The sequence below is a fragment of the Roseibium sp. genome, from assembly GCF_050301095.1.
Taxonomy (GTDB): Bacteria; Pseudomonadota; Alphaproteobacteria; order Rhizobiales; family Stappiaceae; genus Roseibium.
In genome coordinates, this window is the sequence record NZ_JBNKYW010000267.1 from 90,564 (window position 1) to 109,564 (window position 19,001).

Annotated in this window: 17 protein-coding genes; 4 read left to right on the top strand and 13 right to left on the bottom strand. The window is 60.6% G+C overall.

Annotated features, from left to right (window positions below; translation table 11 throughout):
• The first annotated feature begins 19 nt into the window (after positions 1-19).
• Positions 20-466, top strand: coding sequence for a hypothetical protein (locus ACQY7U_RS23315; protein WP_428650058.1), 447 nt, complete (start codon positions 20-22; stop codon positions 464-466).
• Here ACQY7U_RS23315 and ACQY7U_RS23320 read toward each other — a convergent pair.
• The 4 genes from ACQY7U_RS23320 to ACQY7U_RS23335 form a co-directional block, all read right to left on the bottom strand.
• Positions 457-1,278: a hypothetical protein gene (locus ACQY7U_RS23320; protein ID WP_428650061.1), complete on the bottom strand. Its 822-nt coding sequence runs from the start codon at positions 1,276-1,278 to the stop codon at positions 457-459. The two genes, ACQY7U_RS23315 and ACQY7U_RS23320, sit on opposite strands and share 10 nt — an antisense overlap.
• Positions 1,278-2,684 (bottom strand): hypothetical protein, encoded by a 1,407-nt coding sequence (locus tag ACQY7U_RS23325; protein ID WP_428650063.1) that lies wholly within the window; start codon positions 2,682-2,684, stop codon positions 1,278-1,280. Before ACQY7U_RS23325 ends, ACQY7U_RS23320 begins: the two co-directional genes overlap by 1 nt.
• Positions 2,685-2,823: 139 nt before the next feature.
• On the bottom strand, positions 2,824-3,693 hold the full coding sequence (locus ACQY7U_RS23330; protein WP_428650065.1) for a glycosyltransferase family 2 protein: 870 nt from the start codon (positions 3,691-3,693) through the stop codon (positions 2,824-2,826).
• 139 nt (positions 3,694-3,832) lie between these two features.
• Positions 3,833-5,218 carry a homospermidine synthase gene (locus tag ACQY7U_RS23335; RefSeq protein ID WP_428650234.1) on the bottom strand — a complete coding sequence of 462 codons (1,386 nt, stop codon included), beginning with the start codon at positions 5,216-5,218 and terminating at the stop codon, positions 3,833-3,835.
• Between the two features lie 268 nt (positions 5,219-5,486).
• Between ACQY7U_RS23335 and ACQY7U_RS23340 the strand changes: the two genes are divergently transcribed.
• Complete coding sequence (locus ACQY7U_RS23340) at positions 5,487-5,846, top strand: hypothetical protein (protein WP_428650067.1); 360 nt, start codon at positions 5,487-5,489, stop codon at positions 5,844-5,846.
• Between the two features lie 66 nt (positions 5,847-5,912).
• Here ACQY7U_RS23340 and ACQY7U_RS23345 read toward each other — a convergent pair whose 3' ends face one another.
• Positions 5,913-6,464 carry a GNAT family N-acetyltransferase gene (locus ACQY7U_RS23345; protein WP_428650070.1) on the bottom strand — a complete coding sequence of 184 codons (552 nt, stop codon included), beginning with the start codon at positions 6,462-6,464 and terminating at the stop codon, positions 5,913-5,915.
• An 11-nt stretch (positions 6,465-6,475) separates the two neighbouring features.
• Positions 6,476-7,609 (bottom strand): type III PLP-dependent enzyme, encoded by a 1,134-nt coding sequence (locus ACQY7U_RS23350; protein ID WP_428650073.1) that lies wholly within the window; start codon positions 7,607-7,609, stop codon positions 6,476-6,478.
• Between the two features lie 719 nt (positions 7,610-8,328).
• On the opposite strand from ACQY7U_RS23350, the gene ACQY7U_RS23355 reads away from it, so the two are divergent.
• On the top strand, positions 8,329-8,709 hold the full coding sequence (locus ACQY7U_RS23355; RefSeq protein ID WP_428650076.1) for a VOC family protein: 381 nt from the start codon (positions 8,329-8,331) through the stop codon (positions 8,707-8,709).
• Between the two features lie 159 nt (positions 8,710-8,868).
• Here the strand turns inward: ACQY7U_RS23355 and ACQY7U_RS23360 are convergent, their stop codons facing one another.
• Both ACQY7U_RS23360 and ACQY7U_RS23365 read right to left on the bottom strand, forming a co-directional pair.
• Entirely contained in the window at positions 8,869-10,521 is a 1,653-nt protein-coding gene (locus ACQY7U_RS23360; RefSeq protein ID WP_428650078.1) for a pyridoxamine 5'-phosphate oxidase family protein, read from the bottom strand.
• Between the two features lie 71 nt (positions 10,522-10,592).
• Positions 10,593-11,201 (bottom strand): glutathione S-transferase family protein, encoded by a 609-nt coding sequence (locus ACQY7U_RS23365; protein WP_428650237.1) that lies wholly within the window; start codon positions 11,199-11,201, stop codon positions 10,593-10,595.
• A gap of 169 nt (positions 11,202-11,370) precedes the next feature.
• Between ACQY7U_RS23365 and ACQY7U_RS23370 the strand changes: the two genes are divergently transcribed.
• Positions 11,371-12,255 (top strand): LysR substrate-binding domain-containing protein, encoded by an 885-nt coding sequence (locus tag ACQY7U_RS23370; protein ID WP_428650081.1) that lies wholly within the window; start codon positions 11,371-11,373, stop codon positions 12,253-12,255.
• A gap of 15 nt (positions 12,256-12,270) precedes the next feature.
• On the opposite strand, the gene ACQY7U_RS23375 is transcribed toward ACQY7U_RS23370, so the two are convergent.
• From ACQY7U_RS23375 to ACQY7U_RS23395, 5 genes are all read right to left on the bottom strand, one after another.
• Positions 12,271-13,890 carry a HAMP domain-containing sensor histidine kinase gene (locus tag ACQY7U_RS23375; RefSeq protein WP_428650084.1) on the bottom strand — a complete coding sequence of 540 codons (1,620 nt, stop codon included), beginning with the start codon at positions 13,888-13,890 and terminating at the stop codon, positions 12,271-12,273.
• Positions 13,887-14,600, bottom strand: coding sequence for a response regulator (locus ACQY7U_RS23380; RefSeq protein WP_428650087.1), 714 nt, complete (start codon positions 14,598-14,600; stop codon positions 13,887-13,889). The genes ACQY7U_RS23375 and ACQY7U_RS23380 overlap by 4 nt, the downstream gene beginning before the upstream one ends.
• Before the next feature lie 55 nt (positions 14,601-14,655).
• The gene (locus ACQY7U_RS23385; RefSeq protein ID WP_428650089.1) at positions 14,656-16,905 is read right to left on the bottom strand and encodes a VIT and vWA domain-containing protein; all 2,250 of its coding nucleotides are present in this window, start codon (positions 16,903-16,905) and stop codon (positions 14,656-14,658) included.
• Positions 16,902-18,383, bottom strand: a complete 1,482-nt coding sequence (gene xrtT / locus ACQY7U_RS23390) for an exosortase T (RefSeq protein ID WP_428650092.1) — start codon at positions 18,381-18,383, stop codon at positions 16,902-16,904. Before xrtT ends, ACQY7U_RS23385 begins: the two co-directional genes overlap by 4 nt.
• Before the next feature lie 95 nt (positions 18,384-18,478).
• The gene (locus tag ACQY7U_RS23395; protein WP_428650095.1) at positions 18,479-18,988 is read right to left on the bottom strand and encodes a GFA family protein; all 510 of its coding nucleotides are present in this window, start codon (positions 18,986-18,988) and stop codon (positions 18,479-18,481) included.
• Positions 18,989-19,001 lie beyond the last annotated feature (13 nt).

A 19,001-nucleotide genomic window follows, 5' to 3' on the forward strand; every position in this document is an offset into this window, starting at 1 on the left:
AATCGAAAGGTGGACGGAATTGATCAAGGAGCATCTGGAAAACGCCGGTCTGCGCTTCGCCCTTCGCAGTCTTCGCGCCTTCAGGACGTCGGACAAGTCCGGTGCCGTCCTGCTGTCGGATTTCAGAAAGGCCGGAAATGTCGCGTTGGTCTGGGCCCTCGACCAGCATGACGATGCCCTGTCCGATGAGGCAAGCCTGCAATTGGAAAAGCTGGAGGGCTTTGACACGGTCGTCGTGGTTTGCCCGCCGCGGTATTTTGGCACTCTTCGCAGCCGGGGTTTGTTTTTCGAATGTCTGCCGGTACCCGCCGACCGGGCCCTCAGCGGGGTTACGACCAACTGGGACCTCTACCTGAAACGCCGGGTAGCGCGCATACGGGAGAACTGGGCCCCCGACTTCGAGTTCACGGTCGGCCGGCCGCCGGAAGTCTACTGCAGGGACTTCCGGCAATCGCTTCAAACGTAGCCGTCTGACGAAAAAACCTGCGGTTCGTCAAAGGCATAACCGCGCAACGATGCTTCCGTCAGGGCAGTCCTTACCTCCCCGGCATTCGAAATCGACTTGTAAACGTCCTTCTGCCGGTCCTGCTTGAATTCCTTTATCGATCCAAGGTCCATCGCGGGGAGCCCGCAAATTCCGGAAAGGGCCCGCTGCAAGCCAAATTGAACGGTTGGTGGCGACTGGTTGAGCACCGCATCGTAGGACACCCGTCGGGTCTTTGCGCCCGCGGCCACGGCGGTCTCCGAAACCGCCTGAAACCAGCCGTCGGTCTGCTCGGAGTCTTCCAGAAACGAAGCCAAGTCGACGCTCACCTGCTCAGCCGTCGTGTCGACCAGCCGCCAGGCACCCAGTTGCTCTGCCTTGAGCAGCGAGACATAGCGCTGAAGCCGCCTGCGGGTGAGAAAGATGCAGGAGCATTCGTTGCCGTAAAGCACGGACTGAAGAACCTCGGCTGAAACATGCCCCGGAAACAGCGTGTAGGACAGAAACTCAAACCCCAGCCGATCGCAGATACCGGACAGAACCTCCAGAATGTAAAGCGGGTTTTCCCTGAAGAACGCCGCCAGCTGCGCCCGTTTTTCCCGGGAGACCTCGAAGCCGGTTTCCTCTTCAAAAAGTTTCCTAAAATCCTTGCCGTTGCTCTCAAGTCCGTAGGGAGCCGCCGGATTGAACATTTCCCGGAAAACCGCCGCATTGCCCAGGCCCTGCTGCAGGATCGCCTGATGGAAATTGGAACCGCTGCGCGGGGCCGACACCAGAATGAGATGGCGAGGCATCACATGACCTCCAGCGCAGTCTTGTCAACCTCGGGAGAGGAGAGGACCGGATCCTCCAACACGGTCCGCAGGCGGTCATGATCCGGATGCTCCGGATTGGCGATATCCCGATTAAGAAACTCCTCCTCTGTGAACGTTCCCCAGTTCCTGAGCCGCTGGAAAAACACACTGTCTGCCCCGACCTGCCGCGCCAGCCGAACGAAGTCGGGCATTTCGGCGTAATTGTCCCTCTGCACCAGAAAATCCATTCGAAACACGTCAATCATCTGAAGCCTGCGCAAGTGGCCGAGAAAATGGAGATTGGGGAGCAGCCGGTCGAACCGCCCTCCCTGCCGGACCCGTGCGTAGGTGCCCGGGGTGGCGGCATCGACGGACACGCGCACGCTCGACACATGTCCCCACAGGTCCAGCCGGTTCCAGAGCGCCTCCGTCAGCAGCAGGCCGCTGGTCTGGATCTGCAGGGTTCCGGTCCGCTCCGTCCGTGCGCAATAGGCTTGCAGGAAATTCAGGTAGTGCCTGCTGGCAAACGGTTCGCCATCCCTGGCAAGGGTGACCCTGGCCGCGGAGGAAAGAAAGTCCGCATAATTGTCGTTCACGAGCCGGTCGAGCCGGTCCCTGTCATATTTGCGAAGCGTGATCCGTCCCGGCCTGCAAGACGGGCAGGACTGGTTGCAACTGCGGTCATGAGACAGGTTCGCCCGGAAAGGTTTCGTGTCCAGCCGGATTTCCTTGCCGGCGATGATCCTGCCATAGCGCTCCATGGCGGGCGACGCGGGGTCTGCGGCGAGATAGAAGTCACGGGACCGGAGACGGCGGTCTCTGATGTGCGGGCAATGACGGCGGCTGCAGTGGGAGAAGTCGCCATCCAGGATCGAACGCCGGATTTCCTGCGCGGCCGGCCCATTCCAGATGCTCCCCGGATCCTCGGACAGATCACCGATCGGAACCGGTTGCCATGCCGCCGGGCAAAAATGGACCGATTGATCTGCTGCGGTATCAATCTGATCGAACGGCATCGGGCAGAACCGGTCCTTCAGCCATTCATCTGCCGGATCGCCCAGATCCTGCCGCTCGTGTTCTGCAGCCTCGGCAAGCCGCTCGACAAAGAGCCACCGTCCGTCCTGCGGCGGAAGAAAAGCCAGAAGGTCCCGGGCCACCTGCCACAGGCCCTGCCGGACGGAAACAAGCGCCAGGGCAAGCAACGTACAGCTCGCAAGCCGCTTTTTTCCCTGCTTCAGATCGCCAATGAGCGAGTTGGCCCGCTCTTCGGTCCATTCCGCGGAAAGCTCGCCCGCGAGCTCCTCGACAATGTCGGCGGCGCGATGCGACGAACCCGCCGGATCAAGGCACGCAGCCGCATAGGCGGATTGCCGGGCATCTCCTTGCCGTAAAAGGTCGTCAAACAAGTCCATCCTGTCCATCGTCTGAATGGCGCTCCGGCATCTGGAGGGGCAAGGTCCTCAACAAAGCATAAAAAGCCAGCCGATATAAGCCGTTACGCAACCAACTATCGACACTCTTCGACAGAGATGCGTGACGCCGACATCAGCCGGACTGGTGTTTCGCATATTCCCGGAACGCGGTTCTGGTCAGCATCTTCTGTGTTCCCTTGTAATCAAGGTATCGGTCTGCGATCGAAAGCCGTTCCACCTTTTTCTTCCTGTCCTCATCGCTGCCGGCGTAATCGTGGCGCAAGGTCGCCCCGGGTTCATAAAGGAAACGGCCGGGCGCAAGTTCCCGCAGCATCCGGCAGCAAAGATCAAGTCCCTCGTGAGCGGGAAGAAGCGGATCGAAACCGCCGTATTTCTTGAATTGGTCGCCTTCCCAGACGCAAATTCCCTCCGTTACGGGAGGCGCGGCATGCAAATTGTCGCCCAGGTCGTAGTGCTCAGCTCCCTGCCCTTTTTCGGATCTGGGCACCACCCGGCCACGAACGGCAATGGCGTTCTTCTCGGCGCAGGTCTGAACGAGCCGGAGGAGATCTTCCGGCCCCGTTTCGCCGTCGTCGTCGAGGAAGAGCAGATAGGTACCGCGCGCCACATAGGCGCCGATATTGCGTGCCGCAGCGCCCCCGATGTTTTCAGGCAGAGCGAAGAGTCTCGCGTCGAAGCGGTAATCTTCAGACGCCGCCCCGCTGGTCTCCAGCCCGTTTGCAACGAAGATCAGTTCAACGCCGGGCGTCTTGAGGAAGTCAGCTAATCCGGCGGCGGCTTCACAGGCAGAAAGCCAATTTCGATGAGAGACGACGATGACCGATACCTTCACGTCGTAAATATTGCGGGTGTTCTCCTTGAGACAACATGCGTGGATCCGCTCGTGGAGACCGTGCAGATATTCGGAAGCGGCCTGCTGGGCCGCTGCGAAATTTCCGTTTTGGAATTCGCTAACCGCTTGAGAGAACAATCCAGGCGTCACCTTTTCCTTCCACCTCCCACCTAATTCGTCCATCGAGCATCTTCGAATGGAGGACAAACTTCAACAATTAGGTGTCGGATCAAAAAGGAGGCCCCGGAGATTGTTCTCCGAGGCCCCGGAATTTTTCTGCCTCACGACGTTACCGCACCAGAATGTTGCGGAACTGCCAGGGGTCCGTCTTGTCGATGTCTTCCGGGAAGAAGCCGGGGCGGTTCTCAAGCGGGGTCCATTCGGTGTAATAGCCCTTGACCGGACCGAGATAGGGCAACTGGATCTCCAGGCAACGCTTGTAGTCCATCTCGTCGGTCTCAACGATGCCCGCTTCCGGGTTCTCAAGTGCCCAGACCATGCCGGCAAGCACGGCGGAGGTCACCTGCAGGCCGGTGGCGTTCTGATAGGGGGCAAGCTTGCGCGTCTCTTCGACCGACAGCTGTGAGCCGTACCAGTAGGCGTTCTTCTTGTGGCCATAGAGCAGGACACCCAGCTCGTCGATACCGTCCTGGAGTTCGTTTTCTTCCAGGACATGCAGCTTTTCCTGGACCTTTCCGGCGGAGCCGAAGAGTTCGTGCAGGGAGAGAACCGCCACGTTTGCCGGATGGTACGCATAGTGGCATGTCGGCCTGTAGCTGACCTTCTTGCTGTCTGAGACCGTGAAATAGTCAGCGATGGAAATCGCCTCGTTGTGCGTCACCAGGAAGCCGTACTGGGCACCGGGGGTCGGGCACCAGGTCCTGACGCGCGTATTGGCGCCCGGCTGCTCCAGATAGATCGCGGCCTTGCAGCCCTTCTTGTGTTTCCTGGCGTTGGCGGGCTTCCAGGTCTCATGCGTGCCCCAGCCGAGTTCCGCCGGCTGGAACCCTTCGGACAGGAAACCTTCCACGGACCAGGTGTTCCAGAACTCGTTCGCCGGTTTCGGCTCCTTGGCCCGCTGGGTGTCGCGCTCGGCGATGTGGACACCCTTGACGCCCGTTTTCTTCATCAGCTTCGCCCAGCCCTTCTGGCTGGCCGGTTCCTTGAACTTCACGCCAGTGTCGGTGGCGATGTCGATCAATGCCTTCTTGACGAACCAGGAGACCATTCCCGGATTGGCGCCGCAGCACGAGACTGCCGTGGTTCCGCCCGGTTTCCTCTTCTTTTCCTTGCGCACGGTTTCACGCAGGGCATAGTTTGTGCGGTCGGCGGCAGAGGCCTTTTCGTCGAAGTAAAACCCCGGCCACGGCTCGACGACCGTATCGATGTAAAGGACGCCGAGCTTGCGGCAGAGTTTCATCAGGTCGAGTGAGGACGTGTCGACCGAAAGGTTCACCACGAAGCCCTGCCCTTCGCCTTCGCTCAAAAGCGGCGTCAGGACGTCCTTGTAGTTCTCCGGCGTCAGCCCGACTTTCAGGAACTTGTAGCCTTTGTCCGTCACCAGCTTGGCATCGTTATCGACCGGATCGATGACGGTGAAACGGTTCTTGTCGAAATTGAAATGCCGCTCGATCAGCGGCAGCGTGCCCTTGCCGATGGAGCCGAGACCGATCATCACCAGAGGTCCGGTGATCGTGCCGTGAACCGGCCACTTCCTGGCTGCAGCTGCCGGTCTGGCTGCCCGTCTGGCAGGCGCCTTGCGCGCGGGAGCTTTTCTTGCTGGAGCCTTGGGTGCAACTGAAGCGGCAGCTGCCGGTTTGGCCACCGCCGGTTTCGCTGTCGCAGGTTTCGCGGCGGAACGCCTTGTCGTTGCCGGTTTTCGGGATGCCCCGGCTTGCCGGGCCGTTGCGGGTTTCGCTGCCGCCCTGTTGGAGGAAGCCTTCGTGGTAGACGCCTTGCTGGAGCTTGCCGGTTTTGCCGCTGCACTGGTTCCGGCTGGCTCCGGATTGGTGACCGACGGCTTTGCGGCGGGACGGCGCCGGGCCGCGGGTCTGGAGGCCGTTTTTGCTGCCGGTTTCTTCGGCGCGCCGCCGTTGGTTTCGTCGGTCATTTCAAAACTCCAATCGTTTCCGTCTGTGCCGCCCGAATTGCGTCAGCGGGTCCGGCTTGCGGTGAATACCCTCAAAAAGAAAGCGCACATATTGCGCTTCAGCTGTGACCGGTTTTACCCGGAAATTCAAGTCGGCCGTACGTTTATTCTGCAGCGGCCCATGATGTGGCAGGTAAGAGCGCTGGTTGAATGAACAAGGCTCCGGGCAAAATTCCAAAAAAGGGCGATGGAAGACCACCGCCCCTTCAAGATGGCGCATTCATGCAGCTTTGGAAAAGAAGAAACTGTCTTCTGCCCTTGCAACGGCCAACGTCGGATCCGAAGCTCCGGTTCCGGACATAAGGCCATCGAGCCGGGACAGGGAGCCCGTTTCGAATTCGGTCCCGAGAAACCGGTGATACTCCACCGGCCCCGGCAGCATGACCTTGTCCAGCAGCCCGGCTGAAAACCCGAAACGGGAATAGTAAGGCAGATCCCCGACCAGGATCACCGAGCCGTGGCCGTGAACCGCCGCCTGGTTGAGTGCATGACGCATCAGCCGGTCGCCGACCTTCAAGCCACGGCAATCGGGGGCGACGGCCAGTGGTCCGAGCAACAGGCTTTGAAACCCGTTGCGGTCCGCCACGGACCACAGACGCACCGTCCCCACCAGCTTGCCGGTATCGTCGAGCGCGACAAACGCAAACACCGGCAGGCGGCCTTCCCGCAGGCGCTCGGACGTCTTGGCGAAACGCGCCTCGCCGAAGCAGAGGTCGAGCAACGCCTCGCGGGCACCGACATATGCCGGCCCCTCCTCCACAATGTCGATCATGGCTTCAACGCTTAGATGACGAAGGAGGCCAGCGGCGCGAAGCCGTTGAAACCGACCGTCGAATAGGTCGTGGTGTAGGCACCGCAGGCCTCGATCAGCACCTTGTCGCCAATCGACAGGCTCACCGGCAGTTCGTACGGCGTCTTCTCGTAAAGAACGTCGACGCTGTCGCAGGTCGGGCCGGCCAGCACGCAGGGTGCGGTCATGTCGCCATCGCGCGGTGTACGGATCGGATAACGGATCGCTTCGTCCATGGTCTCGGCCAGGCCATGGAACTTGCCGATGTCGAGGTAGACCCAGCGGATCTCGTCTTCCTTGTTGGATTTTCTGGAGATCAGCACCACTTCGGCTTCGATCATACCCGCGTTTCCGACCATGCCGCGGCCCGGTTCGATGATCGTGGACGGCAACCGGTTGCCGAAATGCTTGGAAAGCGCCTGGAAGATCGCGTCGCCATAGCTCGGCACGCCCGGAACGTCCTTCAGGTAACGGGTCGGGAAGCCCCCACCCATGTTGACCATTTTCAGCTGGATGCCCCGGAGCGCCATTTCCTGGAAGACGCCTGCCGCCATGGCGAGAGCGAAATCCCAGGCTTCGAGATTGGCTTGCTGGGAGCCGACATGGAAGGAGACGCCATAGGCTTCGAGTCCGAGCCGGTGGGCGTGTTCCAGGACATCAGGTGCCATGTCGGGGTCGCAACCGAATTTTCTGGAGAGCGGCCATTCGGCTCCGGCGCCGTCGCACAGGACCCGGCAGAAGACTTTGGAGCCAGGGGCGACGCGGGCGATTTTTTCAACTTCTTCGATGCAGTCGACGGCGAAAAGCCGGACGCCAAATTCAAAGGCACGCGCAATGTCCTTCTCCTTCTTGATGGTATTGCCGTAGGAAATGCGGTCGGCGGAAGCCCCTGTTGCCAGAACCATTTCGATTTCGCCGACAGAAGCGCAATCGAAGGAAGATCCGAGGCTTTCCAGGAGGGACAGGATTTCAGGCGCCGGGTTGGCTTTCACGGCGTAATAGACGGAAGTGTCCGGCAGGGACCGGGCAAAGGCGTGGAAATTCTCGCGCACGATGTCGAGATCGACAACGACGCAGGGGCCGTCGTCATCGCGTCGTCGGAGGAACTCGCGGATACGCTCGCTCATGGGGATGTCCCCTTTCTCAATCTGGCCGCAGACGCGCCTCAATATCGGCTCGCGCGCTGCAGTTCGCGTCGCAGGGTGCTGCAATACGCACCGGGCCTCCCCCGGGATGGAACCGGAGGCCGGGTTGACTGCAGCGACGGTTGGGCAATGCGGCTGAAGACCAGGCGCAGAGCTTTCCCGCGTCGGGAATGCCGTTGATTGGATCGGGAAAAACCGAACCGCACGTCGGGCAATGATGTAACAAGTGCCTCTTCAGTGACGCCGGAGGTTGGATACCCCGGCAGAGACCAAAAAAGCCCTCTTACGTCGTTGCTTTAAGCCGTCCGGATCATGCTGCCCCGCCCCTTGGCGGATTTACTGGCAGCGGCCCCTTAAGAGATGTCTTACAAACACCCCATGAACGACCTCGGGCACGTGCGAATTTGGGCGAGGCGTATATGCGCCCGTTCGCTTTTCGATGCAATAGGAAAAATCCGGTTGCCGAAACTTTTTTTGAGAGGGTCCAGATCCCGGGACCTTTTCGCGGAAGGCTTTGCCGTGCTTTAACAATTGGAGAGAAATTAACGCCTCGCCGACTGGCACCCATCGGTGGATGCTGGCCGCCGGTGAAGCCTGGCTACCATCGGAAAACACGCCGGATGAGGTCAAGATGAGGGACCTCGCACACCGGTCCGCATCGCTGACCGGTCCAACGCCAATTTCCTGCGGAAAGGGACTGGATGCATATCGAAAAACTCGACCACGTCAATCTGAGAACGACGCAGCTCGATATTCTCATCGCCTGGTACGGCGATATCCTGGGCATGCAACCCGGCCCGAGGCCGGACTTCCCTTTCCCCGGAGCTTGGCTTTATGCGGGTGAGGCTGCCGCAATCCATCTGGTCGGCATTGAGGGCGACCCGGCCGTCGGCTCGGAAAGTAAGCTCAAGCTCGAACATTTCGCCTTCACGGCGACCGGTGCAGAGGAGTTCGAACAGCGTCTGATCGCCCGCGGCGAGCACTACCGCCGCTCGGTGCAGCCCGGCACCGGCGCCATCGCGATCAATGTCTGGGATCCGGACGGCAACCACATCCACGTCGACTTTGCCCCTGGCACGTGAACTCACGTGGCTGCACATTTCCAGGCTCAACTTTGCGTCAAAGGAAACACCGACTTGCCCTCTCCCCACCCGAGATGGAGAGGGGTACCAGTTAACGGGTTCGGGTTTCACTATTCCGATTCCGATGCTCCAATCAGATTTCTTTGCAGCAACTCAAATTCAAAAACTCTCCTCGAGAATCCTGCTGTCCGGGATGCCTTCCCGTTCCAGGCCCGCCTTCAATTCCGCCAGGAACCCGGCAGGTCCGCAGAGGTAGAAGCGGGCGTTTGCCGCGCCTGTCAGGGCGACGAGGCCCTCCGCCGTGATGCGTCCCGCATGGTCGTAGTCCCGGCTTCTGACATCCGTCTCCAACGGGTGGCTGTAGTGAGTCAGCAGGCGGATGGACGGCTTGCCTGCGGCCAGCGCGCGAACTTCGTCCCGGAACGGATGATGAGCACCGTCCCGGGCACCGTGGACGAACCAGACCGGCCGGCTATCCCCCTCCCCGGCCACCGCATGCAGCATGGACAGAAGCGGCGTGATGCCGATGCCTGCGCTGACGAGAACAATCGGATCCCGCGTGTTGGACAGCCCGAACGTTCCCGCCGGCATTCCTGCGTCGATCATGGCGCCAACGTGCAGCCCGTCATGCAGAATGCGGGATACCAGCCCTTGCGGATCCCGCTTCACGGATATCCGGTAACGCCCATCCCTGGGCGCCCCGGAGAGTGAATAGCTGCGTTGCACCTTGCCCATACCGCCGCTGAGGTTCAGCTCGATGGGAAGATGCTGTCCGGCCGCGAAGGTCTTGAGCGGTCCACCGTCACGTGCTTCGAAGATGAAGGAGGTGACATCGGCGCTTTCCTGAACGCGCTCCACAAGACGCAGCGAGCGGGCAGGTGCCGCATCTTCCTGCCAGCGCAGGCGCAGCACAGAGGACAGCTCCACGATCGCGTCAATTTCCAGCGTCACGAGCTGCCGGGCGCCTGGCACACGGGCGACCGCTTCGGAGTCCCAGTCGATGCTGGCCCGACCTGTCAGTTGCAGCAAGCTACCTGAGGCAAAGTCGACAAACAGGAGCCCGGCGCGCGGGTCGCTCAGGATGTTGCCGAGCGTGTTGTAGAAACGGTTCCCGGCATAATCGGGAAAACAAATCGTGCGGTCGTCCAGGACCTCGATAAAACCCCGCTCACCGCCGCGGTGGGAAATATCCATGCCATAGGCCGGATTGTCGCCCTCGCCCCGGTAGCCGGTCGCGATGAAGAAGGTATCGGCGGATGTGATCCACTCCTGCTGGGAGGCGGTGAGATATGTGCCCCGAACCGCGGTACCCGTTGGTTGCTCCGGGCTCCACCAGCATCTGCGCGCACGGATATATTGCGGACAATTGCCGAAGGACTGGCTGACCGCAAAGCGGATGCCACCTTCGTCTCCTGCCGCGACCGTGCCATTGACCCGGTTGCGGCGGCGGGTGGCGGGCTCAATGCCGATCAGGCCGATATCGGAACCTGCGGCGAGTGCACCGTCAAGTGCGTCGCCCGGCACCGGCCGCGCCGAGATTTCAAGAGAAACGGAGTCCGGCGAGCGCACAAAACCAGGCCCGCCCTCGAGAAATGTAGCCCAGGTCCGCCCCTCGGCATCACGAGCAGCCGCAATCAGAAAAGGCTGTTCCTCAAAGAAGATGCGGTGCTGGTCGGGCATGAAGCTGCGGATGGCGCCGCGAGCCCAGCGTTCAACGCCCCGGTCACCAAGGCGCTCCTGTGCCTGACGTTCGCCGGCGTGAAACGGTGACAGGTTGTCCCTCTCACGAACGTTGGCATCAGTCTCAGGCATCGTGATCTCCCATGTGGCAGGACAAAAGAAGCCACGGACCGGCACTCGCCAGGTCCGTGGCCAGTTTCTCGTCAGGCGGCAAGGCCCACCTTGGTTGCCTGCATCGGCGCAAAACCCGGAAGACCCTCAACGCGCTTCAGGAACGCAACGATGTTGGGATAGGGCTCGAGGGAAACATTTCCTTCCGGCGCATGGGCCGTATAGGTGTAGATAGCAACATCGGCGATGGACGGCTTGCCGCCGACCAGCCAGTCGCGCCCTTCCAGATGCCCTTCCAGCAGATCGAATGCTGATTTTGCGGTCTGCTTCGCCCGCTCCGCATCGAGCTCCGCCCCGAAGACAGTCACGAGACGGGCAGCAGCCGGACCATTGGCGATTTCTCCGGCCGCAAGCGACAGGAACCGCTGCACCCCGGCCTCCGCCAGTGGATCGGCCGGCAGCCAGTCGGGGGCGTATTTGCGAGCCAGATAGACAAGGATCGCATTGGAATCGGCAATAACCGCTCCATCATCCTCGATCACCGGCACCTTGCCCGCCGGGTTCAGCTTCAGGAAAGGCGCCTGCTTGTGCTCGCCCGCCGCCAGATCGACGAATACCGTTTCGTGGTCGATGCCGGCTAGTTTGGCGAAAAGCTCGACCCGGTGGCAGTGACCGGAGAGCGGGAAGCTGTGAATGCGGATGGCCTTGGACATTGCGGTTTCCTCTAGATCCAAATTTCCTGTGGCACCGGAACTCTTGTTCCCGGCCCATGTCCCGCAATGTGTCATCAACTCGATCTGGAAATAATCGCCCAATTCATTCAATTATTATGTACAAATTGAAGACAAAATATTCTCAAGGCACACGCCCATGGACAAGATTGAAACCATCCGCGCCTTTATGGCCGTTGCTCAGGAAAATTCCTTCACCGCGGCGGGGCGGCGGCTCGGTATCTCGACGAAACTCGTCAGCAAATATGTCCGGCACCTGGAGAGCGAGTTGCAGACCCAGCTCTTCAACCGCACCACCCGCAGCGTTTCGCTGACCGATGTCGGCTCCGCCTACCTGGAGCGTTGCCGGCCGGTGCTGGAGCAGCTGGATGAACTGGACTCGCTGGTGCGCGAACGCCAGGGCGCCCTGGCAGGCCCGATCCGTCTCACCGCACCGACAGGTTTCGGCAGCACGCGGCTTTCCCAGGCGCTCGCCCCGTTCCTGCGGCAACATCAGGAACTCGAACTCGACATGAAGCTGACCGACAACCGCGTGGCGCTGGTCGAGGAGGGTTTCGATCTGGCGATCCGCATCGGTGCCCTGCGGGATTCCACGCTGATCGCCCGCAAGCTTGTCGACATGCCGCTCGTCCTTTGCGCATCGCCGGATTATCTGGAGGGGCATGGCCGCCCACAGCATCCCCGCGCGCTCACCACCCATGTCTGCCTCACCGACAGCAACCAGTTGGAAGTCAATGTCTGGCGGTTCAGGTCTAACGACGAAGAACATGTCATCCGCCTGAACGGCGCCGTCCAGACGAATTCTCCCGGTGCTCTCACCCAACTCGCCATCGGAGGCCTCGGCATTACCCGGTCCCCCTTCTATGCCGTTGAAGAGGCGCTGGAAAACGGCCGGCTCGAACGGGTTCTGCCGGATTATCAGACAGACGTTTTTGCCGTCTATGCCCTCTACCCGCCTAACCGTCATCTGACCCGAAAGGTCCGGGCCCTGATCGATCACCTGGCGGGAGAATTCGGCAGATGAAGGCGGCAAAGCCCCCTACTCCTCTGCCCCTGAGGACGGAAAAACCAGCTCAAAGCAGGCACCGGTTTCGACCTCCCGAACCAGCCGTAACCGGCCCTTGTGGGCCTTGAGCAGTGCCTGCACGATCCCGAGTCCCATGCCGGTGCCGCCGTTTTCCCGCCGGGTGGTGAAAAAAAGATCGAAAATCTGATCCGCATTGCCTGTCGAAACGCCTTCGCCGTTGTCGGTCACCCGGATGGCCAGCGCGTCTTCCGGCCGTGCTACGGTCACGACCACCCGGTCCGCTCCATGCTTTTGCGCATTGTCGATCAGGTTTTCAAAAACGATCCGCGCGTTTTCCGCCGAGAGCGGCAACCTGCAATCGTCCGGGCAGTCCAGGTCCAGGATCTCGTGGCGGCCACGCAGGCTTCCGACGACCTCCGACAAGCGGCAACTGCCGCCGATCTCGACACTATCGGCCCGGGCAAGATCCCGCAGCCGGTTGAGGAGCAGCGAGGCCCGCTCCGTGTCCTTCAGAATGTTTTCCAGGAACCGCGCACTCTCATCCCGCGTCAGTTCGCCATCGCTGTCCTTGAGCAGTTCCGCTGCACCCTGGATCGCTGTCAGCGGCGTCTTCAGCTCATGGGTGACGTGATTGGCGAAGGTTGAGATGTAATCGTTGCGCTCAAACAGCTTGCGCGACATCTCCAGCATGCTTTCCGAAAGCGCGTGAATTTCCCTGTTGCCGTGAATGGCAAGTGGTTTCAGGGCTTCGCGATCCCCGTTCCCGATCTTGAGCGAGCGCTGCGTCAGCGCCCTGATCGGCCCGGAAATGGCACGGACGAAGATCAGCCCGACGACAAAGGTTGCCCCGAGCACAAAGGCAACCACCCAGAACAAGGCTTCCCTTTTGAGAAAAAGCTCCTTCAGGATGTTGCTGGGTGTGCGCGAAGCGTAAACGACGCCCGCGACCCTGTCGCCCACGATAATCGGCAAGGCGACAAAAACGCGAACGCTTGTACCGCGGCTGATCGAATAGATCGGCTGGGGATTGTCGATCACCCGTTCCCGCAAGGCGCTGGCATAGTGCCCCGCCAGAGCTTCCCGAACCTCATTGACATGTGCAAGAGACAGACCGACGTCCTGCCTGCCGGCAATCACCGCGCCATTGAAATCAAGAATCCGGAACCCCGCCAGCGTAAGCTTCTGGGTCTTCAGAAGAATAGGATCGAGTTGCCTGCCAACGTCGAAATAGGCAGGGTGCGGTTCGATCTGCGCAGCTTCAGCCGCCGGACGCCCGGGCAGGATGGGCGTTTTGTTGAGATCCAGCGTGGTCAGGATCGGGGTCCAGTTGCCCGTCACATATCGATCCGCCGGGCTGCCGTTGTAGGACCGTTGCAAAGGTCCGTCGATCGTGTTTCCAAGGGGCAGACTTCGGACGCCGGCCTCCTCAAGCCTCTCCGCTGCAATGGCGGCAATCGCGGCCGACTGGGCAATCAGCTCGGCCTCGGTCGTCTCGATCAACTGGTTCTCGTAAACCCGGAAGAAGGCAATCCCGGCCAGCGGCACCAGCAGCATGATGCCAAGCACCAGCGCCACCACAAGGCTGAGCGGCGGGCGCCATCGGTCACGGAAGGAACGGGACAACAGTTTCAATTGATATCGCCTTCGCAGGCCCCCAGCCGGAACCCCACGCCGTGCACGGTTTCGATGGCATCAATGCAACCGGCCGCCCCGAGCTTGGCGCGGATGTTGCGGATGTGGCTGTCGATAGTGCGGTCGGACACGTGGATGTTGTCCTTGTAGGCGCTGTCCAGGATCTTCTCACGGGTGAAGACGATTTTCGGGCGCGCCAGAAGCGTCGCCAGAATGTCGAATTCAATTGCGGTCAGTGTCACGGCATCGTCCTTGACGGACACCAAACGCTGGTCCTTTTCCAGGGTCAGAACGCCAAAACTCAAAGCCGATGGCTCGGTTTGAGCGGCAGGCGCCTGCAAAGCCCCAAAGCGTTTGAGAATGGCCCCCACCCGCGCGATCAGCTCGCGCGGGCTGAAGGGTTTGGTCACATAATCGTCCGCCCCGAGCTCCAGGCCGACAATCCGGTCGATCTCGTCGTCACGTGCCGACAGGAACAGGATCGGCACGTCGGAAGACCGGCGCAGATACCGGCATACATCGAGACCGTCCATCTCCGGCAGGCCTATGTCGAGCACGATCAGGGCGGGCTGAAACAGATGCGCCTTGTCGATCGCCTCCTTGCCGTTGGTCGCGGTCTCGAAAGGATAGGAGGCCTTTTGGAGGGCGAAACAGATCACGTCCCGAATATGCGGATCGTCGTCAACGACAAGAATGGTTTTGTTCTGCAAGGGCATATTCCTGAAAGTCCTGATCGTGAAAGGGTAAGCTTTAACTGAGGCCGCATCACGTTTCCAGCCACCAGCCGTCCTTGCGCAGGGCTTTAGGCAGCGAGCGGTCGGTCTCAACCGTCCTGCTTGCCGTCGAAACCGCGAAGAACCCGGCAATCCTCGTCCGGACAAGACGGACATACCCGGCAATGGCCCTGCGGAACCGCGCAGCCAGAGCCATGAGAACCATCAAAAGTCCGAAAATACCTTCAGGTTCCGGTGCGGAACTGCCGCTGAGGTTGAGCGAAGGATAGGCGTTGCCGGAAACGTTGGAGACCTGCGGCAGGGGAATGTTCCTGTGCCTTGTCGAGGCCGGGTCGTCGTTCACCCGGCTTTCCGATACCGCCACGAAGGAGGTGAACCGCGATTGCAGCGAATAGGCCAGGCCAAGCTGCGTGATCTCCCGGCGTAGGGTTTCATCTTCGCTGCCGCCGATCGTATAGGCCCGGTTCTTGTCGAAGATCTGCTCCCTGGCCCAGATCAGCGGAAGGGCATTCGGCGCTTCTGCAAGATCCTGTTTCTCGGCAGCAAGATCGATATCCAGCGGCATCCTGGCTGTCCGTCCATTGACCTTGCCGACAACATGAATCCGGTGCTTGCCGCCAGTCCGGTAGCGGCCCAGAACCCGCACGGCACCGCCCTCAAAGAGATCCGGAATTCTTGCCGGCGCCGGGTCCGTCACCGCAAGACCGTTCCAGTCGATGGAAATATCGGTCAGAAGCGGTGATTTCAGCTTCGCCGCCAGACTCTCTGCGACCTCATGCGCATCCCCACCCACCGGCACGTACCGGGCATACCCTCTTCCCTCCTTGGCAATTGCGTCGAGCAGGAACCTGTTGACGGCATCGCCGACGCCGAAAGCGTAGATGCGGGCATTGCCGATACGCTGATTGACGGTCTGGATAACTGTCCGTTCAAAGCCGATATAACCGTCGGTGAGAAAGACCACGATCCGGGTGGTGTTGTCTGGCTGCGGCATGTCAAAGGCGGCGTTTATGGCATCATTCATTTCCGTGCCCCCGCCGGCACTCAGTCCGGCAACAAAGTCGAGGGCGGCCCTCTTGTTCTTTTCCGTTGCCAGAACCGGACGTGAGGCGAACTGGGAGGAATTGTCGGAGAAGCGCAGGATGCGGACATAATCGTCCGGCCTCAGCGCCTTGATGGCCGCCTTCATAAAGGTTTTGCTAGCTGCCATCGGTAATCCGCTCATGGAGCCGGAGGTGTCGAGAACGAAGACCATTTCCCTTTGGCCGATCATGTCCTCGGCGGGCAGCTTCGGCGGCTCGATCATCAACGACAGGTAACCACCATTCTCGACATCGAAAAAAGAGGTCACGCCTGCGGCAACATGTTTTTCCGAGGCCAGTTCATAGCGCAGCACGAAATCGCGATTGTCGACCTCCCGGCCTTCCCGGAACCGTATGGACTTTTTTCTCTCGTTGCCGTCGATGGCGAGGGAATGGGTGTCGCTCCAGACGGCTGAAACCGGGATGGGAGACTGAAGCGACAAGGCAAGCGACACCCGGTTCTCGTCGATCCCGGCCGGAGCGTCCTGGCCGATGACTTTCGGGTAGTCCGGAAGCCTGTCTACCAGCGATCCCGAGACGGCATCCGCATCCGGTGCAATCCGTGCGGTAGCACCGGTTTCAGGATCCTCCCCGCGAGCCTGAGCAACAACAACCCCGCCGTCTTGTTTTTGGGGGCCGTCATAGCGGGGGCCGACCACCATCGGCACGACCAGTTCGTAGGCACCATCGATCTTCGGTACGTTCTGCACGTAGTCGAGCGTGATTTTCACCTTCTGTCCCGGCAGCAGGTTGGCAATATCCTGTGTGAACATGTTCGGCCGATGCTGGGTCAGAAGCGAGGCAGCCTTGCCTTCGGATTTCGCTTTCTCGAAAACCGCCTTGGCCTCGCTTTTCTCCCTGATACGGGCAACGATTGTCCTTCCTGCCAGATCCATGCGCATGGCGTGGACCGCTGCTTTCTGGTTCAGGGGAAACAGATATGTGGCGTGCAGGGGATCGGGCGCCGGATTGAAAAACGTCTGGGTCACGGAGACATGGGCAACATCGCCTTCGATCGCGACTTCATAGTCGGCCTTCAGAAGCGGCAGGCGAATATCGCGGCCATCAACCCTGGCCAGGACTGTGCCGGACAGATCCTCCACATCCGGTGTTTTGGCCTGCGCGGGAACCATTAACGTGGCGGCGGCGGTTATTGCCGCTGACAAACAGACTGCGGGCAGACGGACAAGGACTTTCATCGGATTTCTCCTTCCGGTGCTGGGTTTGGTGAAAGGTCGAGCGCGGCCAGCGTGGCGGCTTCGAAAGCCGTCCGGTCGTGCTCCGCAAGGCTCCATGGAGTGATGCGCTGAATGCTGGTCCAGGAGGTTCCCGGCATTCGCAGCCACAGCCAGATCGCTTCGGCGATATTGTGGGTGACGTCTCCCCGGTCTGAAACGAACGTGACGGCTACCTGCCAGGCTTCGCCGGTCTTTGCGCGAGCGCGATAGAGCGCTGTCGGCACCGGGGTGAAGCGCGTTCCGAGGAAGTCGACGTCATAGCCGAGGCCGCGCAGGCAATCGTCCGGTGCATGGAGATGGCGCAGGGGGGATGTGGTCTGGACCAGTGTCAGCGCCATGGGCCCGTAGCGCCGCTTGCGGGCATGCCCGCCAAACTGCCGGAAGTAGCGCTCTTCGATCGGCAGCAGCTCTTCCTTGACGCCTGCCTCGCCGGCCAGTGAAAGGGGTAATGGTGCCGGTTCGGCGGCAGAGGACACGTCAAGTGCCTGCCGTGGCAGCGTGACGATGATCAGCGCCAGAGATACAAAAACCAGTGCCGCCATGTTCCGGTCGCGCCGCGAGACCTGCCGAAAGGAAAGATACCTCACTTCCAGGCGCTTCCGGGCGGAGTTCGGGCGGTAGAAAACAAGCACCGGCAACAGGGAAAAGAAAAGCGTCAGGTACCCTATGAGGCTGTGGACCGGCTCCGCCATGACATCGGTGCCGAACGCATAATCGGGATGCGCAAGCCCGATGGCGATGAGGCCGATGCGCAGAGCGTTTCCCAGGATGCCAAAAACGAGTGTCAGGAATATCCAGAGCGTTGCCGTTGAAAACCTCGGCCGATAGACCGCGCTCAGGATCACCGTGAAGGCGAGCGCCAGCATCAACCCGGACGTTCCGGAACAGGGCAAGTCCACCAGAACATCGCGGCCGGACAATTCGATCCGAATGCCGGAACAGGACAGGTCTGGAAAAACAAGACCGAGCCCGGCGCAGGAAAGCTTGGCTGAAATTTCCTGCAGCGGGTATCCGAGCAGCCGCTGTACGATACGCTCGACCGGCAGCGTGAACAGGAACAGGACCGACAGCCAGAAAGGCGACACCGGGCGCTTCCGCTCGCCGGTTCGAAGCAGCGTTGCAAGTGCGAAGACGTCGAGCGCGAGCGCAACCCCGCCGATCACATTGACCGCCAGCACCTGGGCCGCAAGACGCATCAGGGCGGAAGTGGCCAACAGCAGGACAGCCAGCGTACTGCTGTGGCAAGAAGAGCGTTCAGCGGAACTGGTCAGCGACCAGACCAGCAATGCCGCAATGGCAAAGAGATAGACCGCACCGGTCGAGGCGTAGGACGGATCGATCCAGGAGCCGATGAGCCAGCAAAGCGGTTCATAGGCCAATATGAGAGAGGCAAGCGCAAAACCCGCCGCGGACAAGGAAAAAGGGGCCTGACGTTTCATGGCCCCTTGATGACGTGCACAAGCGCAGACCCATGTCAGGACTTGTGCAGTTTTTGCGCAATTACCGGGTCAACCGCGCAGGCACGAGATAAAACCTAGGCGCTTTCCTCTTTGGCGAAGTCGGCCATAAGCCCCTGGAATTCATCCATTTCCGGAAACTTCTCGTAACTGCGTTTGGCCGGTGTCCGCGCCCAGGGCAGTTTTTCCGAGGTCATGGTCTCCATGTACGGCTCGGTCCAGCTCAGATCGTCGAGCAGCGTGGAACGCACATTGACGATCTGGTCGAAGCCCGGAATGCGCGTGAACATCCAGGTCTTGCAGTCGGGGCAGAAATAATGGTTCGCATCCGGTCCTTGCGCCCCGCCCTTCACCGGATTTCCAGCCACCACCTTGAACGCCGGTGCCGGCATGATCGCCGTCAGGGAATAGGCGCTTGAGCTCATGCGCTGGCAGCCACGGCAATGGCAGGCGCTCGTGATCAGCGGAGCGGACGAGATCTCGAAACGGGTGTTCCCGCAACGGCAGGCACCCTCAACCGGAAAACTCCGATGCCCATGGAGATGCTCCTTTCGCAATCGCTTTTCGGGACTGAAACCCTGTTTCATTTAACGATGTGCG